This is a genomic window from Halorubrum salinarum, from assembly GCF_013267195.1.
Classification (GTDB): Archaea; Halobacteriota; Halobacteria; order Halobacteriales; family Haloferacaceae; genus Halorubrum; species Halorubrum salinarum.
Map to the genome: position 1 here is coordinate 26,410 of NZ_CP053942.1, position 18,830 is coordinate 45,239.

Below are 18,830 nucleotides of genomic sequence, written 5' to 3' on the forward strand. Positions count from 1 at the left end.
ACCGGTGTTACCCCTCAGTTACCCGGTTACCTGTCGGTTCGCGCGAGCTTATCAGTTACCTCTCCATATGAAGTTACTGTAGGTAACTATGACCGAACTCGAAATCGATGCCGACAGCACGGCCGTCCTGATCACCGACCCGCAAATTGACTTTTTGAAGCCTGAGAGCGTTGTGTGGGACAAGGTTGGCGAGACCGTTGAGGAGAACGCCGTGGTCGATAAGATCCGCCGACTCCGCGACGCTGCTCGCGAAGGCGACGTACCCGTCTTTTATTCCCCGCACGAGTACGAGGATGCCGAGTACGACAGTTGGGAGCACCTGAACACGATCGATCAAATAATGTTCGACACGCGAATGTTCGATATCGCCGGCGACGGCGCCGATTTTGTTCCCGAGCTCGAACCCGACGACAACACGTTTGTGCTCTCACCGCACAAGCAGCTTTCCGGGTTCTGGAGCAACGACGCGCAGATTCAGCTCCGGCAGCGCGGTATTGATACCATCGTGCTCGCGGGGATGAGTGCGAATCTCTGTGTGGAGTCGCACCTGCGCGACGCAGTCGAGAACGGCTTCGAAGTGCTCACCGTCACTGACGCTACGGCGGCCGCCGGCGAGGAGGCTCTTCAGGCGGCGCTCACGAATTACGGGTTTATTGCCCACGAGACCGCCGAGACTGACGACGTTGTCGAGCGGCTAGCGGCGGCGGAGTAGGACCGGCGTCGTAGGAGAACTCGGCTACGCGGCGTCCTTCCACACGTTAGTCGTTTGTGGCCGACACACGTCCGACCGATGCGACTTCTCACGAGGTCGCGCGGTCGAGTCACACAACCAGTACAACTCTTTATAAACGGACAATAATCGAACGTATGGACCGACCGTCTCCGAGCGACCGTCTCGCGTTCAAACCCGAGGGCGTCGTGATAGCGGTCGTCGCGTTCGCACTGACGCGGGGGACGGTTGCCGACCTGTTGGTGACAGAACGGGGATTCGCAACGGAGGTGAGCGCGGTACTGGTGTTAGCGGTCGGGTTCAGCGTTGTCCTGTACGGGATCAACCTCGCAGTCAGCACCCGAGACCGGACGTACACCCAGACCGTTCTAGTCTGGTTTATTAACGGCGCCGCGGCGGTCGGACTCGTGCTCGGTCCGTTGCTGATTGCGTCGTCGTCGGGAGACGCCACCGCCACAGCTGCCGCCGTCGGGATCGTCGGGGGTGGCGCGGGACTGCTCGTCGGGATCCGCGGCGCGGAGACGGACCGACGGCAGGCCACCGTGGACCGGCAGATCGAACAGGCGCGACTCCTCAATCGGATCCTCAGACACGAGGTCCGGAACTCCGTCACGATCCTCCGGGGCCACTCGGAAATTTTGTTCGAGAACCGCGAAGAGACCGCCGACCGGAGCAAAACAGCGATCACCGACGCGATCGCGCGGATCGAACGGGCGGTAGACGAGACACGCTTTCTTACGGTCGGCACTGTCGACGGTGGCAGCGCGCTCGGGCCGGTACGGCTCGACGACGCGATCCGGAGACACGTGGAGCGCACCGGTCGTGACGAGTCGGTGGTGGCGGTCCCGTCGGTGACGATCAGAGCGGACCGATACGTTGATCGGCTGCTCGACGAACTCGTCGCACTCCCCGACTGGGCTGATACCGGGGCTGATCCCCTCGCGGTCGACGTCGGGGACCGGTACGTCGAATTGTCCGTCACGGCCCCCGGAGCGTGGCTCAGCACTCGCGAGTGCGACGTGCTCGTCGAGGGGATCCCCGAACAGGAGCGGAACGACGTGGACTACGGCGTCCCGGTCGTCCGGCTTCTCGTCGCGAGATACGGCGGGGATGTCAGGGTCGACGACACCGACGAGGCGACTACCCTCCGGGTGCGGCTCCCGCGGACCGGCCAAACTGGCGCGGACGACGACACGCCGGGACTCGCGAGCGGAACGCTATGGCGGACGCTCGGTATCGGGCTAGCGGCTGGCGTCGCGATGGGGGTGTTCTTTCAGGTGACGACCGGAACACTGCCGGTGATCGGCGCGCTGTACGGGGCGTCCGTCTCGTCGGTGGGGTGGGTCGCGCACCTGTTCCACAGCGCCGTGTTCGCGACCGTGTTCACCGTGGTCCGCTCGGAGATATTCGGCAGGCTGCTCGGTGAGTCCGTCGGCGCCAACGTCGCCGCGGGGGTCGCGTACGGGCTCTTCTTGTGGTTCGTCATGGCGGGAGTAGTCATGAGCCTCTGGTTGAACGCCGTGGGAGTCGCGACGCCGCTCCCAAATCTCGGCCCGGCCTCGCTCGTCGGTCACCTCCTCTGGGGCGGACTCGTCGGCGCGCTCTCGTCGACACTGCCGCCGCTTCCAGACCGGCAGACGATCCGGGATCAAGTGTTAGCAGCCATCGGTCGATGACGGGTTGATCACCACTCGACAATCGAGCATTTTTTGATTCGGTCGAACCGCCTGTGCGCTCTCGCCGCACGATCTGAACGCTGTTAACATCCGTTGACGCCAACCTACTGTATGGTACAAATTGACAGACGATCCCTTCTCGGCGCCCTCGGGGTCGGGATGTCTTCGGTTTCGGGGTGTCTCGGATCTTCCGACGTCGGCGCCGAATCTGGGTCGATTACCGACAGCTCTGACGGATCGACCGGGTCGGCTGTCGAGGGACCGCCGACAGTCGGGCGGTCGCTCCCGGCGGCGTACACCGCCGCCGAGCTCGAAGCGGCGACCCGATCCGGCGGGCCGCCGCCCGACGGCATTCCCGCGATCGAGGACCCGCAGTTCGCCGAGGCGACGGACCCCCCGGCGTTGCTTGATGGCGGTGATCCGGTGTTCGGCGTCGTCCTCGACGGCGAGGCGAAAGCGTACCCGCAGTCCGTCCTCGTCTGGCACGAGATCGTCAACGACGCTATCGCCGGGACGCCCGTCTCCGTGACGTACTGTCCGCTCACCGGCACCGCACAGGGATTCTACCGCGGCGAGACGACGTTCGGGGTCTCGGGACAGCTGATCAACGCGAACCTCGTCATGTTCGACCGGGCGACCGAGGAGTGGTGGCCGCAGATGCTCGCGACGCGGATCACCGGCGACGACCCCGGCGATCACTTGGAGGAGTTCCGGGTCGTCTGGACGACGTGGGAACGGTGGCGTTCGGCTCATCCCGAGACGGTCGTGCTCACCGACGACACCGGATTCGCCCGGAACTACGGCAGCGATCCGTACGGCGGGTACAATCCCCGAAGCGGGTACTACGCCGGCGGTTCCTTCCTGTTTCCACCGCTCACGGAGGACAACCGGCTCGCCCCGAAAACCGTCGTGATCGGGATGCGCTCGGCGAACGGCGCCGTCGCTGTCCGCAAGGAGACGCTCCGCGAGGAGCGGGTCATCGAGTTCGATCTCGGCGGTGTCCGCCACGCGGCCGTCTACGACGAACCGCTCGACACCGGGTACGTGTACCGGAGCGGAGATGCCCCCGAGAGCGACGGGACCGATAGCGTCGACCTCGAAACCGCGACGCTCTCGTGGGAGGATGGGGACGTCGTCGTCGACGGCGCCGTTCACGCTCCCGACTCGCTGCCGTTCGAGCGGGAGATCGTCTTCGACGCCATGTGGTTCGCCTGGTACGGCTACTACCCTATGACCGACCTCCACCGATGAGCGCTCGCAGCACACGTGCGACGTTTTATGTTATCATTAGAGACATCGACGGGGCGGTGCGACTGGCCATCGGTCGCCGCGATAGCGCGGCGGTCGTCGCCGCCGTGACAGTCGGCTACCTGCTGGCGTACCTCTGGGCGACGGGCGATCTGTCCCTTCGCACAGGGGTCGCACCCGGCGTACTCGTGATCGACGACCCGCTCGGTCGCCTGTTCGCCCGGACCGGTCCGGCGTCGTTCGGCGCGATCGCCACGGTCGACACTGGCATCGTTCGACTGCTTCTCTCGCCGGTCAACGTCGCGATCGGTGCCATCGTCGCCGGGCTCGTCGGGATCAACCTCGGAATGACGTATCTCGCGGTTCGACGGCCCACAGCCTGCGGGATCGGAGCCGGGTCGGGCCTGCTCGCGTCCGTTCCCGCCCTCCTCTCCGGGACGGTCTGTTGCGGCCCGGTCGTGCTGCTCGCGATCGGCGTCCAAGCGACGGCCGTCGTCCTGACGGCGTTCGTCTGGCTGTTACCGATCGGGGTCGCGCTGCTTCTCGCCAGCCTCGCGTACGTCGCAACGAAGATCGATCCGGGACGGCCGATCGAATCTTGATCACCGATCGGGTCCGGGGCGACCGATCGAATCGCTGCGTCTCCGCCGCCACGAGCGCTATCCGGAGACCGCTCCTGTGGCGACAAGACTCCACCCGACGGTCGATCCCGCGGCGACGAGCACCATCGTCACCACGGCCGGAAGGGGCGTCTCGCGTCTCGTGAATCGGTAGTACCCGGGGACGAGACCGACCATCGGCAGTATGGTCCCGAGCGTGACAAATAGCGGGAACACGGCACCGAGAAATGCGAGCGCGACGGCGGACCCCGCGGCGGCGAGACTTCCGAGGCCGTAGGCCAGCCGGAGTCGACCGGCGGACCACCGCGTCGCGAGCGTTCGCTTCCCGACGGCTGCGTCCGCGCGGCGGTCGGGCCACTGCGTCTCCAAGAGGTTCACGAACACCACGAGCGCGAAGGGAAGGGTCGCGAGCGCGGCGGCGACGGTGACGCCGCCGGTGACGACCGAGAACCCATACAGCGGCAGCGCGACCCCGCCGAGCACTGTGTTCGTCACTTCACCGAGTCCCTTCCACGCGAGTCGGAGTGGCCTGACTGAGTACTGCCAGCCGGCGAGGAGTATCCCGACGAGGACCGCCGCCGGGACCGCTCCCAGCACCCGACCGTCGACCGGCGCCGTGCCGGCAATGAGCAGCGCGACTCCGACTGCCCCCGACGCGACTGCGGCATGGAGTGCGAGAGACCGGGGAAGCCCGCTCTCGACCAGCGCACCGCTGCCGCCCGAGAAGGGTGTCCGGTCGGTGAGCGCGTCCGTCTCGGCGTCCGCGTACTCGTTCGCGTAGTGAACGCTCGCGGCGGTCGGCAGCAGCGCTGCCAGCCCGACCACGACTGCTCCCGCCTCCGCCTCCGCGCCTCGACCGAACGCCATCGCGACGCCGAGCGCGTACACGAGCGCGATCAGCGCGAGTTGCGCCGGTCGGGACATCTGCCAGAGAGCTACAAGAACGACACGGCGCTCCGGCTCGCCGTCCTTGCCTCCGTGGCGCGGTCCGGTCTCGCTCACCTCACTCGCCACGCAGCGTCCTGATCTCGTCGAGCAGGTCGTCGATTTCCGGGCGGTCCGCGGGCATCCGTCCCTCGTAGGTGTACGCGACGACGGGCTCGTCAGACCGAGTGTCGAGGACCATCGCGACTGGCATCCGGCCGACCAGGTCGTGGAGCGAACCGAGGACGCCGAACCGCACGGGCTGGTCGTACGCGTCGCTCACGTCGGTGTTCGGATCGGCGAGCAGCGCGAACGGGAGGTCGTACGACTCCTGCCACTCGCTGGCTCGCTCGACGGGTTCCGGGAGGATCGAGACAACGGCGGCGTTCAGCGCCCCGAACTCGTCGTACCTGTCGCCGATCGCTTGGACCTGTTTCCGGCAATTCCCACAGTGGTAGTCCCGCTGGAACAGCAGCACCACAGCGTCCGTGTCGGCATCGGCCGCGGCGGCGGCGGAAAGAGAAAATGGATCCGGACCGGCGCCGGCGTTCGGCAGTTCGAAGTCCGGCACGCCGTCCGCCGTCGGTGACGCAGTCGTATCGCTCATGCCTCCGATACGCGGAGCCGCGGGATAACGCCGGGTCGGTTTGGTGCGCGAGGTACCAGACCCCGTCAGCTATTCTCACGCGGCGAGTAACCCTCTATCATGTTAACACCCGAGTCGACGTCCGTACCGGACCCCGACCGGGCACTCTCAGACGATCCCGACTCTACATCTACCGAGGGTCCCTCCCTTGTCGCTGCCTCGCAGCGATTCCTCCGCGCGGTCCGAGCCCCCGACGATCGCGGACACGTACTCGACGCCGCCCGAGAGCGGCTCGCCGACGCCTCGCCCGACGAACTGGACGCGCTCGGCCCCGATGAGCGACTCGCGTTTTGGCTCAACGTCTACAACGCGGCGACCGGGGGCGCGCTGCTCGCGGAGCCGGAGCGGTTCGAGGACCGGCGGCAGTTCTTCGGCGAACCGATCGTCTCCGTCGCCGGGACTGACCTGAGTCTCGATCAGATTGAACACGGGATTCTCCGCGGCTCACAGTGGAAGTACGGGCTGGGCTACGTCCCGAATCCCTTCGCATCGGCGTTCGTCCGTCGGCACCGCGTCGCCGATACCGATCCCCGAATCCACTTCGCGCTCAACTGCGGCGCCGCCTCCTGTCCCGCGGTCGCGGCCTACGACGCCGACGACGTGGACGAACAGCTCGACGTCGCCGCCGGCTCGTATCTGCGAAGCGAGACGGTCGTCGAGGACGGGACCGCTCGCGTGCCGCGCCACCTCCTGTGGTACCGTGGCGACTTCGGCGGGCGGTCGGGCATCCGTGCGCTCCTCCGCGAGTACGACGCGATCGATCCCGACTCGATCTCGCGGATCCGCTACCACGAGTACGACTGGTCGCTCGCGCTCGATGCGTTCCGGACCGAGGAGGAGAGCCGATGAGCGACGACGGCCTCCTAGGATCGCTGTCGGTCGTCGGCCTGTTGAGTCTCTGTTGTATCGGGGTCGGCGGGATGGCGGGCGGTGCGGTCCTCGCCGGCGGCGGCGCCTCTGCCACCGTCCTCACTACGGGCGCGTCGAGCGCTCGCGGTGCGCTGATCTCGGGCGGCGTCACGTTCGCGACCGTGTTCGTCGCCGCCGTAGCGATCCGGTGGCGGCTCAATCGATAAAAACGGCAGAATGGGGCAGTATCGTTGCCAGCAATCACAGGATTCCCGCGCCGCCGAGGATCAGCCGAACGCCGATGACCGTCAACAGCCCCAAGACGACCCCGCGCCGGAGGCGTTCGCTCACGCGCTCGCGGAGGCGTTTTCCGACTGCGACGCCCGCGACGGCCGGGACCGCGGCGGCGACCGACGCGAGGACGAGACCGAGATCCGGGTACAGTCCGAGCGCTCCAGCAGCGCCGACCCGCAGACCGTTGATGCCGACGAACACGAGCGCGACGACGCCGACGAACAGCCCGTGTGAGAGGTCGAAGCTCCGAACGAACGCGACGAGCTGGACTCCGACATTTGTCGCGCCGAACAGGACGCCTGAGACGACGCCGACGACAGCCATGACGAGCGGCGTATCGGCAAACTCCCGCTCGCTCAGGACAGGGAGTGACGGTAACGGGACGGCGTGCTGATTCGTCGCGACGAAGCCGAGCGAGACGAACCCGAGCAGGATCCGGAGCGGGGCTTCCGGGAGCCGGTCGAGGAGTGCCATCCCGAGGAGAGTGCCGATGAGAGCGGCGACGAGCAGCGGCGCGAACCGGGTTCCGCACGTGCGGAGCTCCTCGCGCGTGAGATCGCCGACGAGCGCGAGATTGACGGCGAACATCGGAATGATCATGAACGTGACGGCGGTCGCGGGATCGAGTGTCGCGGCGAGTACCATGGTCCCAACGACGGCGAATCCGAACCCTGCGACCCCGTTGACGGCGCCCGCGACCCCGACGACGACGGCGATCGTCGCCACCAGTTCGACGGAAAGCGCGAGGGTCATACGCTTGAGATGACGCGGTTATTCATAAATGACCGCTGACTGTGTGGCGCCGAGACACGGCCGCGAGGTCGGCCGTATGCTGACGGCGGCTCTCGGGTGGTCGGACGCGTAATGTGGTGTGTGCGATCACCCCGCATGAACGGCCGAGGCTCATACCCGTCGGCCGTCGTTATTCAAATATGCTCCAAACCGGACAGACGGCGCCAACGTTCGAACTCCCGGGTGCGGGCGGCGGACGGATCGACACGCACGGCCTCGCCGAGTACGTCGATAACGGGTGGGCTGTCGTGGTGGTGTTCTACCCGTTCGACTTCCACCCGGTGTGTACCAGCCAGATGTGTACGCTGCGGGACAGCGAGGCACTGTCGCTGTTGGAGAATACCGTCGTCCTCGGTATTTCGACCGACAGCGTCTACAGTCACCGCGCGTTCGCCGAACAGCATCGCATCGACTTCCCGCTGCTCTCAGACAGCGACGGCCGTGTCGCCGAGGCGTACGGCGTGCGCGCCGAAGAGATCGATGACCACCGCGGGGTCGCGCGTTCGGCGGTCTTCGTGGTCGATCCGGACCGCACCGTCCAGTACGCGTGGCGGAGCGAGGAGACCGACGACGAACCGGACCTCGAAGCCGTCGAACACGCCGCGCGGTGTCACGGTGACGAGTGCGAACTGCCGGACGGGAAGTCGTATCTGTGAGTACTACCGACGACAACGATTACCGGCCGGTAACCGGGTTACCGATCCGTTCGCGCGCCTTTATCCGATAGTCTCGCATCTAGGTTACCAGAGGTAACCTGCGTCGGCTCGCCGGCGCGTGTCACACATCATGGTAAGCATACTCACCGGACTGATCGCTGGACTGATCGCGACCGTCGTCATGACGATGTTCATGATGACGATGGGAGACGACTCGCCGCCGCCGACCGCCGCCCTCTGGGCGAAGTACGTCGGCGACGAGGGGCCCGAGGCGTATATGAAACAGGGCATGCTGCTCCACATGCTGTACGGGGTCGGTGCGGGGGCTGCCTTCGCAGTCGGTGCGACCGCACTCGGGCTCGCTGTCGGCGCCGGGGCTCTCGTCGGGAGCGTCCTGTGGGGGCTCGCCTTCGGCCTCGTCCTGATGGTCGGCGGAATGATGTTCTGGATGCGAATCGTCCTCGCGATGGAACCCGATCCGAAGACGATGACTGCGTTCGGCTTCTTCCACGTCGTCTACGGCGTCGTACTGGGCGCGGGAATCGCGCTGCTCCCGGTGTAAGGCGTGGGCACGAACACGAACGCGGACGGTCGTGGCCCAGGATGCCTGCGTGACGACCGCCCGGTACGCAGCTGTACCGCGGCGGCCGGATCGGCAGTCGGTCGCGGAATAGAAGCGACCGTTCGACGCGTCGCATTCTGGATGTCGATCGCGTTCCCAGCAGTCTACGTCTTCGGAGCGGTCGATCCCGTCGCGGCGGTGCTGCCAGTCGGCTGGCTTCCGCTCGCGATCGCAACGCATCTGCTGCTGCTGTGGGTCGGACACGGCGCTCACCACCCGGAGTAAGCGATGCCAAGCTCACTAGCACTAGCGAGCGGGGTCGACCCGCTGCCGCTGCTCTCGGCGGTATCGGTCGATCAGGTCCTCGATCACTGGTGGGTGTTCCCCGCGTCGGTGCTGTTCTCGATGGTCGCCATCGCGGCCGGCGTCTCGGGCGCGCTCTTCTTCAGCCCGTTCTTCCTGCTCGCGGTCGGGCTCGGCCCCGCCCAGGCGGTCGGCGCGGGCCTGATGACCGAGGTGTTCGGGATGGGGAACGGGCTCCGGTCGTACGTCAAGCAGGGCGTCGTCGACTACGCGACCGCGAAGTGGCTGTTGGTCGGCGCGCTGCCGGCGATCGTGATTGGATCGTTCGCAGCACATTACGTCCCAGACACGCTGTTGCGCGGCGGGTTCGGCGTCGGGCTGTTCGTGCTCGGCGGATTTCTGTTGTACTCTGACTCTCCGGAAGAGACCGAACCCGGCGAGCGCGAGGGCGAGTTCCTTGAAAAAAAGAACGCGGAGTGCGGTACCACCGTTGTTAACGCTACCGACGGCGAGCGGTTCGTCTACCCGACCTGCTGGCGCCCGCCGGGTGTCGCGCTCGCGGCACTCGGCGGGGCGTTCACGGGGTTGATCAGCGCCGGTCTCCCCGAAATTGTGACGACCCAACTGGTGGCGCGGTGTCGAATGCCACCGCGAGTTGCGGTCGCCACGTCGGTGTTCGTGCTCGCGATCGCCGCGGTCGCCGGGGCCGCCGTCCACGCGCTGGCGGCGACACCCGTGTGGTACGTGGTGGTCTGGTCGATCCCGGGCGTGATCGTCGGTGGAACAATAGGTGCCCGCGTCGGCAAACACGTTCCGAGCGGGCTGATGGAGCGCGGGCTCGGCATCGTCTTCGGGATCGTCGGCGGGATCGTTCTCGTGACAATATTCGGCGTCTAAACGGTCGCACACCGGTTCTGGGCGGTCGTGTACAACTCACGCCACAACGGACTGGGGTTGATGGCCGTGGGTCCCGTCGGCCAATCCATGCAAGAGTTTGATTTCCTCGTTATTGGGTCTGGATCAGGACTGGACGTAGCGAACGCGATGGCCGGTCGGGGGAACTCGGTCGCGGTCGTCGAGGAGGGTCGGCTCGGCGGGACCTGTCTCAACCGTGGCTGTATCCCCTCGAAACAGCTCCTCTATCACGCAGAGGTGCTGGAGACGATCGAGGGCGCCGATGCGTTCGAGATTGAGGCGGAGGTGACCGACATCGACTTCGCGGAGATCGTTCGGAAGGTAAACGACGACGTGGCGGGAAGCTCGGATTCGATCCGTCGCGGGCTGGAGTCCTCAAACAGCCACGACCTGTTCTCGGGAACCGGACGGTTCGTCGATGACCGCACGGTCGAGATCGTCGACGGCGACGACGAGGGCGCCACGCTGCGGGCCGACACCGTCCTCGTGGCCACGGGGACGCGTCCCTCGGTCCCGCCGATCGACGGGATCGACGGCGTCGACTACCTCACGAGCACGGAGGCGCTCCAGTTGGAGACGGCGCCGGACCGCCTCGTGATCGTCGGCGGCGGGTACATCGCGGCCGAACTCGGCCACTTCTTCGGGACGTTCGGCACCGACGTGAGGATCGTCGGCCGGCGCGAGCACCTCCTGCCGGAGGCCGACGCGGAGGTCGGCGAGGCGTTCACCGACCGCTACGCCGACCGGTTCGACGTGTACACGGGGTACGAGGCCGTCGCCGCCGAGGAGGCCGACGGCGAAGTGACCGTCGAGGCTCGCCCGTACCCCGAGGCGGATTCGGTCCGCGCGGGCGACGAGCCGGTCGGCCCGCCCGAGGAGGCCGAGCCGGTGACCGTCGCGGGCGACGAGCTGCTCGTCGCGGCGGGGCGCCGCCCGAACACCGACTCGCTGAATCTTGATGCGACAGGCGTCGAGACTGACGCGGACGGCTTCGTAGAGACGGACGAGTACCTTCAGACGGACGCAGAGGGCGTGTGGGCGCTTGGCGACGTGGTCGGTGAGTATCTGCTGAAACACAGCGCGAACCACGAGGCGAAGGCGGTGGTCCGGAACCTGCTGAGCGACGAGCCAGAGCCGGTTGATTACTCGGCGATGCCGTTCGCGGTGTTCGCCTCGCCCGAGGTCGCCGGCGTCGGGGCACGTGAGCAAGACCTCCGCGAGGCCGATATCGAGTACGCCACGAACACGTACGCGTACGAGGAGACGGCCCGTGGGAGCGCAATGGGCGCGGAGGGGTTCGTGAAGGTCCTCATCGACCTTGACGGGAACATCCAGGGCTGTCACATTATTGGTCCTGAGGCGTCTAATCTGATTGAGGAGGTCGTCGTGGCGATGACTGCCGGCTCGGGAACGGTCGCGGACATTCGCGACGCGGTCCACATCCACCCCGCGCTCTCCGAGGTCGTCGACCGGGCCTTCTCCGGGCAGTTCTCACGCGGCGGCGGACACGACCACGGACATCATCACCACGGATAGCCGTCAAGGCAGCGCTGCGGCCGAACACGGCGACTTCCCGGTCGGCCGAGCGGTTTTATTATCTCCTACCGAACTCCTCTTATGAACGACCGCGGTCATCTCTCTCGGCGTCGACTGTTGGCCGGCCTCGCGAGCGGCGGCGCACTGGTTGCGCTGGCCGGCTGTACCGAGAGCGACACCGGTACCGACGGCGATGCTGACGCCAAGGGCGGCGTCGATATCGGCTCTGGGGGCGACGCCAACACCGCCGGCGAAACGGGATCGGAACCACCCGCTGCCGAAGACCTCAATCTCCAAGAGGCGAACGTCGTCGACGTCGGATTCGAGGCTACGGACGGCGGCTACGCGTTCGACGTGACGCTCCATCACGACGACGACGGCGAGGAGGGGTACGCGAACTGGTGGCAGGTCGAGCGGCTCGACGGGACGCGGCTCGGTCGCCGAGAGCTGCTCCACGCCCACTCCGAGCAGCCGTTCACGCGGTCAGAGACGGTCGCGGTTCCCGACGACGTCGCCCGTGTCGTCGTCCGCGGCCACGACCAGACGCATGGGTACGGCGGGGTGGCGGCACTCGTTGCCATCGACGACGGGTCGGTTCAGTTCATTGATCAGGGACCCGAGCCGCGGTCGTTCGACGCCGAGGACTTCTCTTGACATCCTCCCCGCGCTAAAACGCGAGGATTCCCCGAAGGGGATATTCAGGTTGCGCGTTTCCTCGGGCCTCAAGTACGCTTTCGCGTGGGCCGTCAACGGTCGCCACCGAGTTGTGACCAACGGTGTGCTTTTCAGCGCGTGTAGCCCTGTCAATGGGGCCTTCCTCCCCGCAATCTGCGGGCGTCGAAGACGGCTGGCTATTCAACCAGCGAGGTAGTACGGTTCGCGTCAGCCGAACTGCTACGCCGTACATGGTTCACCCTCCCGTTGTGCGATATTCTCTGAAGCGTTCAGGTCCGCGTGGCGTCCTCGACCGCACTCCGAACACGAAAAGTGGTCGCCATCACGGGTTCCCATCGAACCACACGCTGAACACCGCTGGCTGGTATGGTACGCATCGACCTGCTCAACACGAATCCCAGCTCGCTCGGCTTTGTACGTGATGAACTGTTGGAGTTGGTGGAAAAACCACGAGTGAACGCCTGACCACGAGCTGTCCTCGCGGATACCTTCGAGGTCTTCCATCCGGATGACGGGATTCTCGAACTGTTGCGCGAACGTGATGAGGCGACGAGAGAGTTTGTGATTCAGGTCTTTGATTCGACGCTGTTCTTTGTCACCTACACGGTTACGTGCGCGAAGCGCACCCGCTTCCGAGAGCGAATCGCGTAGGGAACGGTATTTGCGTCGAACGTACTTCGTCTCACCACCAGACACCAGCATTGATTCGTCCTCACCGTAGGCGGTCACAGCGAGGATATGCCGTTCACCAATATCGACACCGATAGGCGTCTCACCCGACGTGTCGGTGTCGTATTCCACGTTGAACGTACAGTACCAGTCGTCGCCGCGACGGTAGATCTGTAGGCGGGTCTTGTCAGCGTCACCCTCCACCAGTCGGTCTACGGGGTCGGCAATATCGTCGTACACCTCTATCGGTGTGTACCACCATTGGGAGACGCACGGGAAGCCGACGACGAGTGTGCCGTTCTCGGTCGTGTCAATTTCCCAGTTCTGGTTGTTGATGGCGAATGGTTGACTTTCTCGGTAGCGAACCTCCCCGTCCTTGTTGTGGTCGGATTTCGCCTCTCGGATGGCTTGGTTCTGAATGGCCGAGTAGAGGTCGTTGTCGATGGTGGCCGTGGTCACGGACTTCCCGAAGTCGCCGTTCTCCCATCCATCGATACAGAATTGCTTGGTGTCACGGTAGAGTCGAGTGGCGCGTTGCCACTCTTTCCGCCGTGAGAGGGATGGATTGTGGAACTTCGCGGTGACAGCCACCGTGACCATTACAACTGTAATCAAGTATGCGATATTAAATATCTGTTGGAATATCAGGCCGTGCTATCATCGGTGGTTTGTATCATCGTTTGTCGGATCCATCCCCGCCCTGGAGGGCGGGGATTTCTCCTTACACTTTCGAAACGCGCTCCCACGGGCCTGGCACGCTATCACGTGTCGAGATGGTGTCCCGGACACACATCCGCGGACGGGTTTTGTACGTATGCGATTTATAAGGGTGTACGATGGCAAAAGCAGCAATCGTGATTCTCGCCGGCAACGAATCGCACTCGGACTACGGTCGCCTCGCGAACGCGCTCGAAGCGGCCAAGGAGTTCGCCGAGAACGACGACGACGAACTCGAGCTCATCTTCGACGGCGCCGGGACGCAGTGGATCCCGGAGCTCGAAGACGAGGAGAGCGACTACCACGAGCTCTACCAAGCGGTCCGCGACGACGCGGCAGTCTGTGACTTCTGTTCCGGCGCGTTCGGCGTCGAGGACGCCGTCGCCGACTCCGGGCTCGTCACGCTCGACGAGTACGACGGGCACCCGAGCATCCGCTCGCTCGTCGACGACGACTACGAGATCATCACGTTCTAATCCGGGCGACCGGCTCGGCGGTGCCTATCATTTTTGACCGTGTTCTTCGATGTTCGCCCAGACGACAGCCATCAGCTCGCCTGTCTTCGTGACCAAGTCCTCTACAGCCTCGTCAGAGTCGGCTGGCGCGCAACCTAAGTCCCGTATCGCTTTTGTCGCTGAGACGTGATGGACGTGGACGCGGTCGTCCGCAGCGCGCTCGTAGACGGTCGTCGTACACGGTAACATACCGGCCAGGGTTGGATCGATCTGGAGGGCATCGTGTGCGATTTCTGGGTGACAGACCACAATTAGCGCGGTTCGCTCAACGTCGTCGTGTCCGAGCATACCCGCGATCATCTGATCGAGGCGAGTGACGCGTACCGTTTCAAAATCAGCCAGTTCATGTTCGATCTGGACGAAGGGGACGGCGTCCTCGAACGGCATATCGAGAGTCGTATGAAGAGCCTCATCAGCCGTCGGTGTCGGTGATCGGGATGACGCGTCGCTCATGCGAGGTGCTCTCACGCCCGAATATAAATATCGCGTCCCACCCTCGACAACTGCCGTTACCTCTGACGCGCCGTGCCCGTTGCCGGTCGGGACGGACTTATGACGCCGTCGGGCCATCTCCCGACATGATCGAACTCACGCGAGCGGCGTACGACGACATCGTGTATCGGGCGTACGAGGGCGGCGAGGCCGAAATCTGCGGCGCCCTCGCCGGCGAACACGGCGACGACGGCGACCCGAGCGTCGTCACGGAGACGTACGCGGCCGAGAACGTCGCGGAGACGCCCGAGATCCGGTACCTGATCGACCCAGAAGAGCAGTTCGAGCTGATCGAGACTGTCGAGGAGGCGGGCCTCGACGTGGTCGGCTTCTACCACTCGCACCCGACCGGCCCGACGCACCCAAGCGAGACGGACGCCGCGCGGGCGACGTGGCCGGGCCACTCGTACGTCATTTGTGCGCTCGACGGCTACCCGTTCGTCGGGTCGTGGCGCTGGCGCGACGATGCGGACGAGTTCGAACAGGAGACGGTGTCGGTCCGGAGCGAACGGTAGCCGGATTAGTCTGGAGTCAGAATCGAGGCGCAAAACCGTAACGGAGAGCAGCGAGTCGCGCAGGGCTCAGTCGCTCGCCTCGATCTCCGGTTCGGAGTCGCCGCCGACATCGATCGCACAGGAGGCGGTGTACTCGACGTCGTGGACGGACTCGATGGCAGGGTCGTCACCGCAGACCGGACAGTCGTCCTGCTTGGGGATCTCGACCTTGTCGAACTCCATGTCGAGCGCGTCGAAGAACAGCATCGAGCCGTCGAGCGTCTCGCCTTTGCTCATAATGTGTTTGACGGTCTCGGTCGCCTGGAGGCAGCCGACGGTGCCCGGAAGGACACCCAGCACGCCGGCAGTCGCGCAGTTCGGGACCATCCCGGCCGGCGGTGCCTCCGGGAACAAACAACGGTAACACGGCGAATCGTCGTCGCCAGCGAACGTGGTCACCTGGCCCTCGAACCGGAAGATGGAGCCGTGCGAGAAGGGGATCCCGGCGAGGGTACACGCGTCGTTGACGAGGTAGCGCGTCTCGAAGTTGTCCGTGCCGTCGACGACGAAGTCGTAGCCGTCGATGAGCTCCTCGATGTTGTCCGGCGTGACACGCAGCTCATGGCGCTCGACGTCGACGTCGGGGTTGAGGTCGGCGACGAACTCCGCCGCCGAGTCGACCTTCTTCCGGCCCACGTCGTCGTCACCGTGGATGACCTGTCGCTGGAGGTTCGACAGCTCAACCTCGTCGTCGTCGGCGATGCCGAGCGTGCCGACGCCGGCAGCGGCGAGGTACTGGATGATCGGCGCGCCGAGCCCGCCGGCCCCAAGGACCAGCACCTTCGCGTCCAGTAGGTCCTTCTGTCCCTCCGGCCCGACGTCGTCGAGGATGATATGTCTGGAGTAGCGGTCGAGCTGCGTCGGATCGAGGTCGAGATCGCTCATTCGCCCGTACGTAGCGTCCGCGGACGGTTAAGCCGGCCGTCCACCGGTGGGTACTGCCGCCATCTCGGAGGTGCGCCGCGGACGCACAGGCGGCGTGCGAATCCCTCGTCGCCGCGGCGAAACCTCTGTCTCCGTCGCTGTTGGCGTCGGCGAGGGGGCAAGCAACGGTCGGAACCGCCGGAGCGCCCGCAGACGCGACCGGAGACCGTGTCAGACCGTGGTCGACGTTGCCGTCGACACGCCCCTTTTGAATGTGAGCCTCGAACAGGAGGTATGGCGACGATTAAGCTCCCGGCCGCGCTGGTCGGCGGGTCGGCAACCTCGAAGGTCGAGGTCGCCGGCGAGACGGTGGCGGAACTGTTCGACAACCACGCCGCGGAACACGGCGACGAGCTGCGCGACAGCGTGATCGAGGACGGCGAGATCAAGGAGTTCATCAACGTCTACGTGGACGGTACCCCGGTCGACGGACTCGACGCGGAGGTCCCGGACGACGCGCAGGTGCGAGTCATCCCGGCGGCGAGCGGCGGTCGGTAACGCGGTCGACAGTTCTCGGTTTCCTTACGACGCTTAGAGGTACTCTTCCCACAGCGGGATGTCCGCGTACTTGTCGCCGCGGTCGCACAGCATGAACACGACGGCGTCGTCGTCCGCGAGGTCGCCGGCGTCATCGAGGGCGGCGACGGCGGCCGCGCCCGCGCCGGCCGAGGTCCCCACGACGAACTGCCCGTCGACGCGGAGGTGCTCGCGAATCGTCTCCGCGTCGTACTGCCCGGCATCGACGATCGGGATTGGGTCATTGGCGTACCGCTCACGCAGGGCGCGGGCGCGGTCGTAGGCGTCGTCGGTCGGGACGTACAGCTTCTGATCGAGCACCGACTCGTCATACGTCTCCGGGTGGTAGTGGTCGCCCGTTCGGAGGTACTTCAGGCCGTCAATGGCGTGGAGCGGCTCCTCCGGCTCGAAGCCGACGATCTCGGCGGCCCCGTCGGTCAGGTTCGTCAGCCCGCGGCCCGTTCCGGTGATCGTCCCGCCGGTCCCGGCGCCGGCGACGAAGTGGGTCACCCCGCCGTCGGTGGCCTCGTGGATCTCGGGCGCGGTCGTCCGCTCGTGAGTTCCGGGATTGTCGGGGTTCTCGTACTGGTTCGGGCGGTAGTAGGCGTCGGGGTCCGCGGCGATGATCTCCTCGCAGCGCTCGATGACCGCGTCGTACCCCAGGTCGGCGTCGACGAAGTGGATCTCGGCGCCGGCGTCGCGGACGGCCTCGACTTTCCCGCCGGCGGCGTTGTCGGGCATGACGATCTCGACGTCGTAGCCGCGCGCCCTTGCGAGTCGGGCGACCTCGCTGCCGGTGTTGCCCGAGGTGGGCTCGATCACAGTCACGCCGGGTTCGAGGTCGCCGCGCTCCTCGGCGCCGTCGAGCATCCCCTTCGCGATCCGCGATTTGATCGACCCGCCGCCGTGGGGAGCCTCGTAGAGGTTGAACCACTCGGCTTTTGCGTACACCGCGGCGTCGCTCTCCAAGTCGAGGTCGAGTTCGAGCAGCGGCGTCTCGAAGATCGTCGACTCGTCGACGGCGTGTCCGGTCATACCCCCCGTTCGCCGCTCCCGAATAAGAGTCCGACGGAAACGGCGGTCTCGGACCTCGAAGCGGTCGTGCGCGGCGAACACCCGTCCGAGATACGGGAGAAGCCTGCCGGTCACGAAAGGGGTTCCACGACGAGTGTCGTATGGAAGTCTATGAGTGAACTATCGTGGGACGACGTCGTCGAGATGCCCGACGAGCTCGATGACGAGACCGCCGAGGCGCTCTTCGAAGACGCGACCGAGGTACAAGATATGACCGGCGAAGTCTGTCCGTACCCACAGGTCGAGGCGAAGAAGGCTATCGCGGGGCTTTCGCCCGGCGACGTGCTCGTCCAAGAGACCGACCACGTCCCGAGTACCGAGAACGTCCCGAAGGCGGTCGGCGATGACGCGACCGCCAAGGTGTGGAAGTCCGGGGACGGCCGCTACCGCATCTTCATGCGGAAGGAGTGATCATGGTCGAGGAACTCACCCCTGATGAAGTCAACCAGCGCGTCCAGAAGGGCGACATCCGCGTTATCGACACACGACCGCCAGCGGAGTACGAGCAGGGCCACATCCCCGGTTCGATCAACGTTCCGCTCGGCGACCTCCCGTCGATGGTCCCCGACATCGACTGGGACGACACCGACGTGGTGTGCGCCTGTCCCGTCGGCGAGTCGTCGAAGCAGGCCGCGATGCTGATCAGCAGCTACGAGGGCGTCGAGGACGACGTGGTTGTCGCGAGCATGGCCGGCGGCTACGAGGAGTGGACGTTCGAACTGGAGACCGGCACGGCGGCCGACGCCTGAGCAGGTAGTCTCGTTTCTCGGGTTCTTTTCGCAGAGTTTTAGATCCGAGTAGGGTTGTGTCTGAAAGACGTATGCGGCGGTTTAGGTCTGAAACCCGCGATGGCGCGTACCGACGAGCGCCCGCAGGGCGCGAGTCACACGCGCGAGGGAGTCGGCCGACCGGAGCGAAGCGGAGGGAAGCCGACGAGGCTGGG

At 65.6% G+C, this 18,830-nt stretch carries 23 protein-coding genes; 16 read left to right on the forward strand and 7 right to left on the reverse strand.

The window, feature by feature from the left end; all coding sequences use genetic code 11:
- The first annotated feature begins 88 nt into the window (after positions 1 to 88).
- The 4 genes from HPS36_RS15040 to HPS36_RS15055 all read left to right on the forward strand — a co-directional run bounded on the left by HPS36_RS15040 (position 89) and on the right by HPS36_RS15055 (position 4,256).
- Complete coding sequence (locus HPS36_RS15040) at positions 89 to 712, forward strand: cysteine hydrolase family protein (protein WP_137717307.1); 624 nt, start codon at positions 89 to 91, stop codon at positions 710 to 712.
- A gap of 155 nt (positions 713 to 867) precedes the next feature.
- Positions 868 to 2,406, forward strand: a complete 1,539-nt coding sequence (locus HPS36_RS15045) for an ATP-binding protein (RefSeq protein ID WP_173230856.1) — start codon at positions 868 to 870, stop codon at positions 2,404 to 2,406.
- Positions 2,407 to 2,517: 111 nt separating this feature from the next.
- A complete protein-coding gene (locus tag HPS36_RS15050) occupies positions 2,518 to 3,657 on the forward strand; it encodes a DUF3179 domain-containing protein (RefSeq protein WP_173230857.1) in 1,140 nt (379 codons plus the stop codon).
- Positions 3,658 to 3,713: 56 nt separating this feature from the next.
- Positions 3,714 to 4,256, forward strand: coding sequence for a hypothetical protein (locus tag HPS36_RS15055; protein ID WP_137717304.1), 543 nt, complete (start codon positions 3,714 to 3,716; stop codon positions 4,254 to 4,256).
- Between the two features lie 57 nt (positions 4,257 to 4,313).
- Here HPS36_RS15055 and HPS36_RS15060 read toward each other — a convergent pair whose 3' ends face one another.
- Positions 4,314 to 5,276: a prenyltransferase gene (locus HPS36_RS15060; protein WP_235681775.1), complete on the reverse strand. Its 963-nt coding sequence runs from the start codon at positions 5,274 to 5,276 to the stop codon at positions 4,314 to 4,316.
- 1 nt (position 5,277) lies between these two features.
- Positions 5,278 to 5,805, reverse strand: coding sequence for a peroxiredoxin family protein (locus tag HPS36_RS15065; RefSeq protein ID WP_173230858.1), 528 nt, complete (start codon positions 5,803 to 5,805; stop codon positions 5,278 to 5,280).
- Between the two features lie 99 nt (positions 5,806 to 5,904).
- Between HPS36_RS15065 and HPS36_RS15070 the strand changes: the two genes are divergently transcribed.
- Complete coding sequence (locus tag HPS36_RS15070) at positions 5,905 to 6,693, forward strand: DUF547 domain-containing protein (protein ID WP_173230859.1); 789 nt, start codon at positions 5,905 to 5,907, stop codon at positions 6,691 to 6,693.
- Positions 6,690 to 6,920: a hypothetical protein gene (locus HPS36_RS15075; protein ID WP_137717301.1), complete on the forward strand. Its 231-nt coding sequence runs from the start codon at positions 6,690 to 6,692 to the stop codon at positions 6,918 to 6,920. The genes HPS36_RS15070 and HPS36_RS15075 overlap by 4 nt, the downstream gene beginning before the upstream one ends.
- 34 nt (positions 6,921 to 6,954) lie before the next feature.
- On the opposite strand, the gene HPS36_RS15080 is transcribed toward HPS36_RS15075, so the two are convergent.
- Positions 6,955 to 7,740 (reverse strand): TSUP family transporter, encoded by a 786-nt coding sequence (locus HPS36_RS15080; protein ID WP_137717300.1) that lies wholly within the window; start codon positions 7,738 to 7,740, stop codon positions 6,955 to 6,957.
- A 179-nt stretch (positions 7,741 to 7,919) separates the two neighbouring features.
- Here HPS36_RS15080 and HPS36_RS15085 point away from each other — a divergent pair, with 179 nt between their 5' ends.
- From HPS36_RS15085 to HPS36_RS15105, 5 genes are all read left to right on the forward strand, one after another.
- Positions 7,920 to 8,435, forward strand: a complete 516-nt coding sequence (locus tag HPS36_RS15085) for a redoxin domain-containing protein (RefSeq protein ID WP_137717299.1) — start codon at positions 7,920 to 7,922, stop codon at positions 8,433 to 8,435.
- A 130-nt stretch (positions 8,436 to 8,565) separates the two neighbouring features.
- Positions 8,566 to 8,997, forward strand: a complete 432-nt coding sequence (locus tag HPS36_RS15090; RefSeq protein WP_173230860.1) for a hypothetical protein — start codon at positions 8,566 to 8,568, stop codon at positions 8,995 to 8,997.
- A gap of 288 nt (positions 8,998 to 9,285) precedes the next feature.
- Positions 9,286 to 10,197 (forward strand): sulfite exporter TauE/SafE family protein, encoded by a 912-nt coding sequence (locus HPS36_RS15095; protein WP_173230861.1) that lies wholly within the window; start codon positions 9,286 to 9,288, stop codon positions 10,195 to 10,197.
- A gap of 87 nt (positions 10,198 to 10,284) precedes the next feature.
- Positions 10,285 to 11,751, forward strand: a complete 1,467-nt coding sequence (locus HPS36_RS15100; RefSeq protein WP_173230862.1) for a dihydrolipoyl dehydrogenase — start codon at positions 10,285 to 10,287, stop codon at positions 11,749 to 11,751.
- Between the two features lie 81 nt (positions 11,752 to 11,832).
- Positions 11,833 to 12,405 (forward strand): hypothetical protein, encoded by a 573-nt coding sequence (locus tag HPS36_RS15105; protein WP_173230863.1) that lies wholly within the window; start codon positions 11,833 to 11,835, stop codon positions 12,403 to 12,405.
- A gap of 240 nt (positions 12,406 to 12,645) precedes the next feature.
- Here the strand turns inward: HPS36_RS15105 and HPS36_RS15110 are convergent, their stop codons facing one another.
- Entirely contained in the window at positions 12,646 to 13,695 is a 1,050-nt protein-coding gene (locus HPS36_RS15110) for an RNA-guided endonuclease TnpB family protein (protein ID WP_137717295.1), read from the reverse strand.
- Positions 13,696 to 13,931: 236 nt separating this feature from the next.
- Here HPS36_RS15110 and HPS36_RS15115 point away from each other — a divergent pair, with 236 nt between their 5' ends.
- Positions 13,932 to 14,288 carry a DsrE family protein gene (locus tag HPS36_RS15115; protein WP_089308263.1) on the forward strand — a complete coding sequence of 119 codons (357 nt, stop codon included), beginning with the start codon at positions 13,932 to 13,934 and terminating at the stop codon, positions 14,286 to 14,288.
- 27 nt (positions 14,289 to 14,315) lie between these two features.
- Here HPS36_RS15115 and HPS36_RS15120 read toward each other — a convergent pair whose 3' ends face one another.
- Positions 14,316 to 14,780, reverse strand: a complete 465-nt coding sequence (locus HPS36_RS15120; protein ID WP_137717294.1) for a DUF302 domain-containing protein — start codon at positions 14,778 to 14,780, stop codon at positions 14,316 to 14,318.
- Positions 14,781 to 14,905: 125 nt separating this feature from the next.
- Here HPS36_RS15120 and HPS36_RS15125 point away from each other — a divergent pair, with 125 nt between their 5' ends.
- Positions 14,906 to 15,334, forward strand: coding sequence for a desampylase (locus HPS36_RS15125; protein WP_173230864.1), 429 nt, complete (start codon positions 14,906 to 14,908; stop codon positions 15,332 to 15,334).
- Between the two features lie 66 nt (positions 15,335 to 15,400).
- Here HPS36_RS15125 and ubaA read toward each other — a convergent pair whose 3' ends face one another.
- On the reverse strand, positions 15,401 to 16,258 hold the full coding sequence (gene ubaA / locus HPS36_RS15130) for an SAMP-activating enzyme E1 (protein WP_173230865.1): 858 nt from the start codon (positions 16,256 to 16,258) through the stop codon (positions 15,401 to 15,403).
- A gap of 273 nt (positions 16,259 to 16,531) precedes the next feature.
- Here ubaA and HPS36_RS15135 point away from each other — a divergent pair, with 273 nt between their 5' ends.
- On the forward strand, positions 16,532 to 16,795 hold the full coding sequence (locus HPS36_RS15135) for a MoaD/ThiS family protein (RefSeq protein ID WP_137694690.1): 264 nt from the start codon (positions 16,532 to 16,534) through the stop codon (positions 16,793 to 16,795).
- A gap of 33 nt (positions 16,796 to 16,828) precedes the next feature.
- Here HPS36_RS15135 and HPS36_RS15140 read toward each other — a convergent pair whose 3' ends face one another.
- Positions 16,829 to 17,848: a PLP-dependent cysteine synthase family protein gene (locus tag HPS36_RS15140; protein ID WP_137717291.1), complete on the reverse strand. Its 1,020-nt coding sequence runs from the start codon at positions 17,846 to 17,848 to the stop codon at positions 16,829 to 16,831.
- Positions 17,849 to 17,998: 150 nt separating this feature from the next.
- On the opposite strand from HPS36_RS15140, the gene HPS36_RS15145 reads away from it, so the two are divergent.
- Together HPS36_RS15145 and HPS36_RS15150 are read left to right on the forward strand one after the other, a co-directional pair.
- Positions 17,999 to 18,298 carry a sulfurtransferase TusA family protein gene (locus HPS36_RS15145; RefSeq protein WP_137717290.1) on the forward strand — a complete coding sequence of 100 codons (300 nt, stop codon included), beginning with the start codon at positions 17,999 to 18,001 and terminating at the stop codon, positions 18,296 to 18,298.
- A gap of 2 nt (positions 18,299 to 18,300) precedes the next feature.
- Positions 18,301 to 18,636: a rhodanese-like domain-containing protein gene (locus tag HPS36_RS15150; protein WP_137717289.1), complete on the forward strand. Its 336-nt coding sequence runs from the start codon at positions 18,301 to 18,303 to the stop codon at positions 18,634 to 18,636.
- Positions 18,637 to 18,830: the final 194 nt, after the last annotated feature.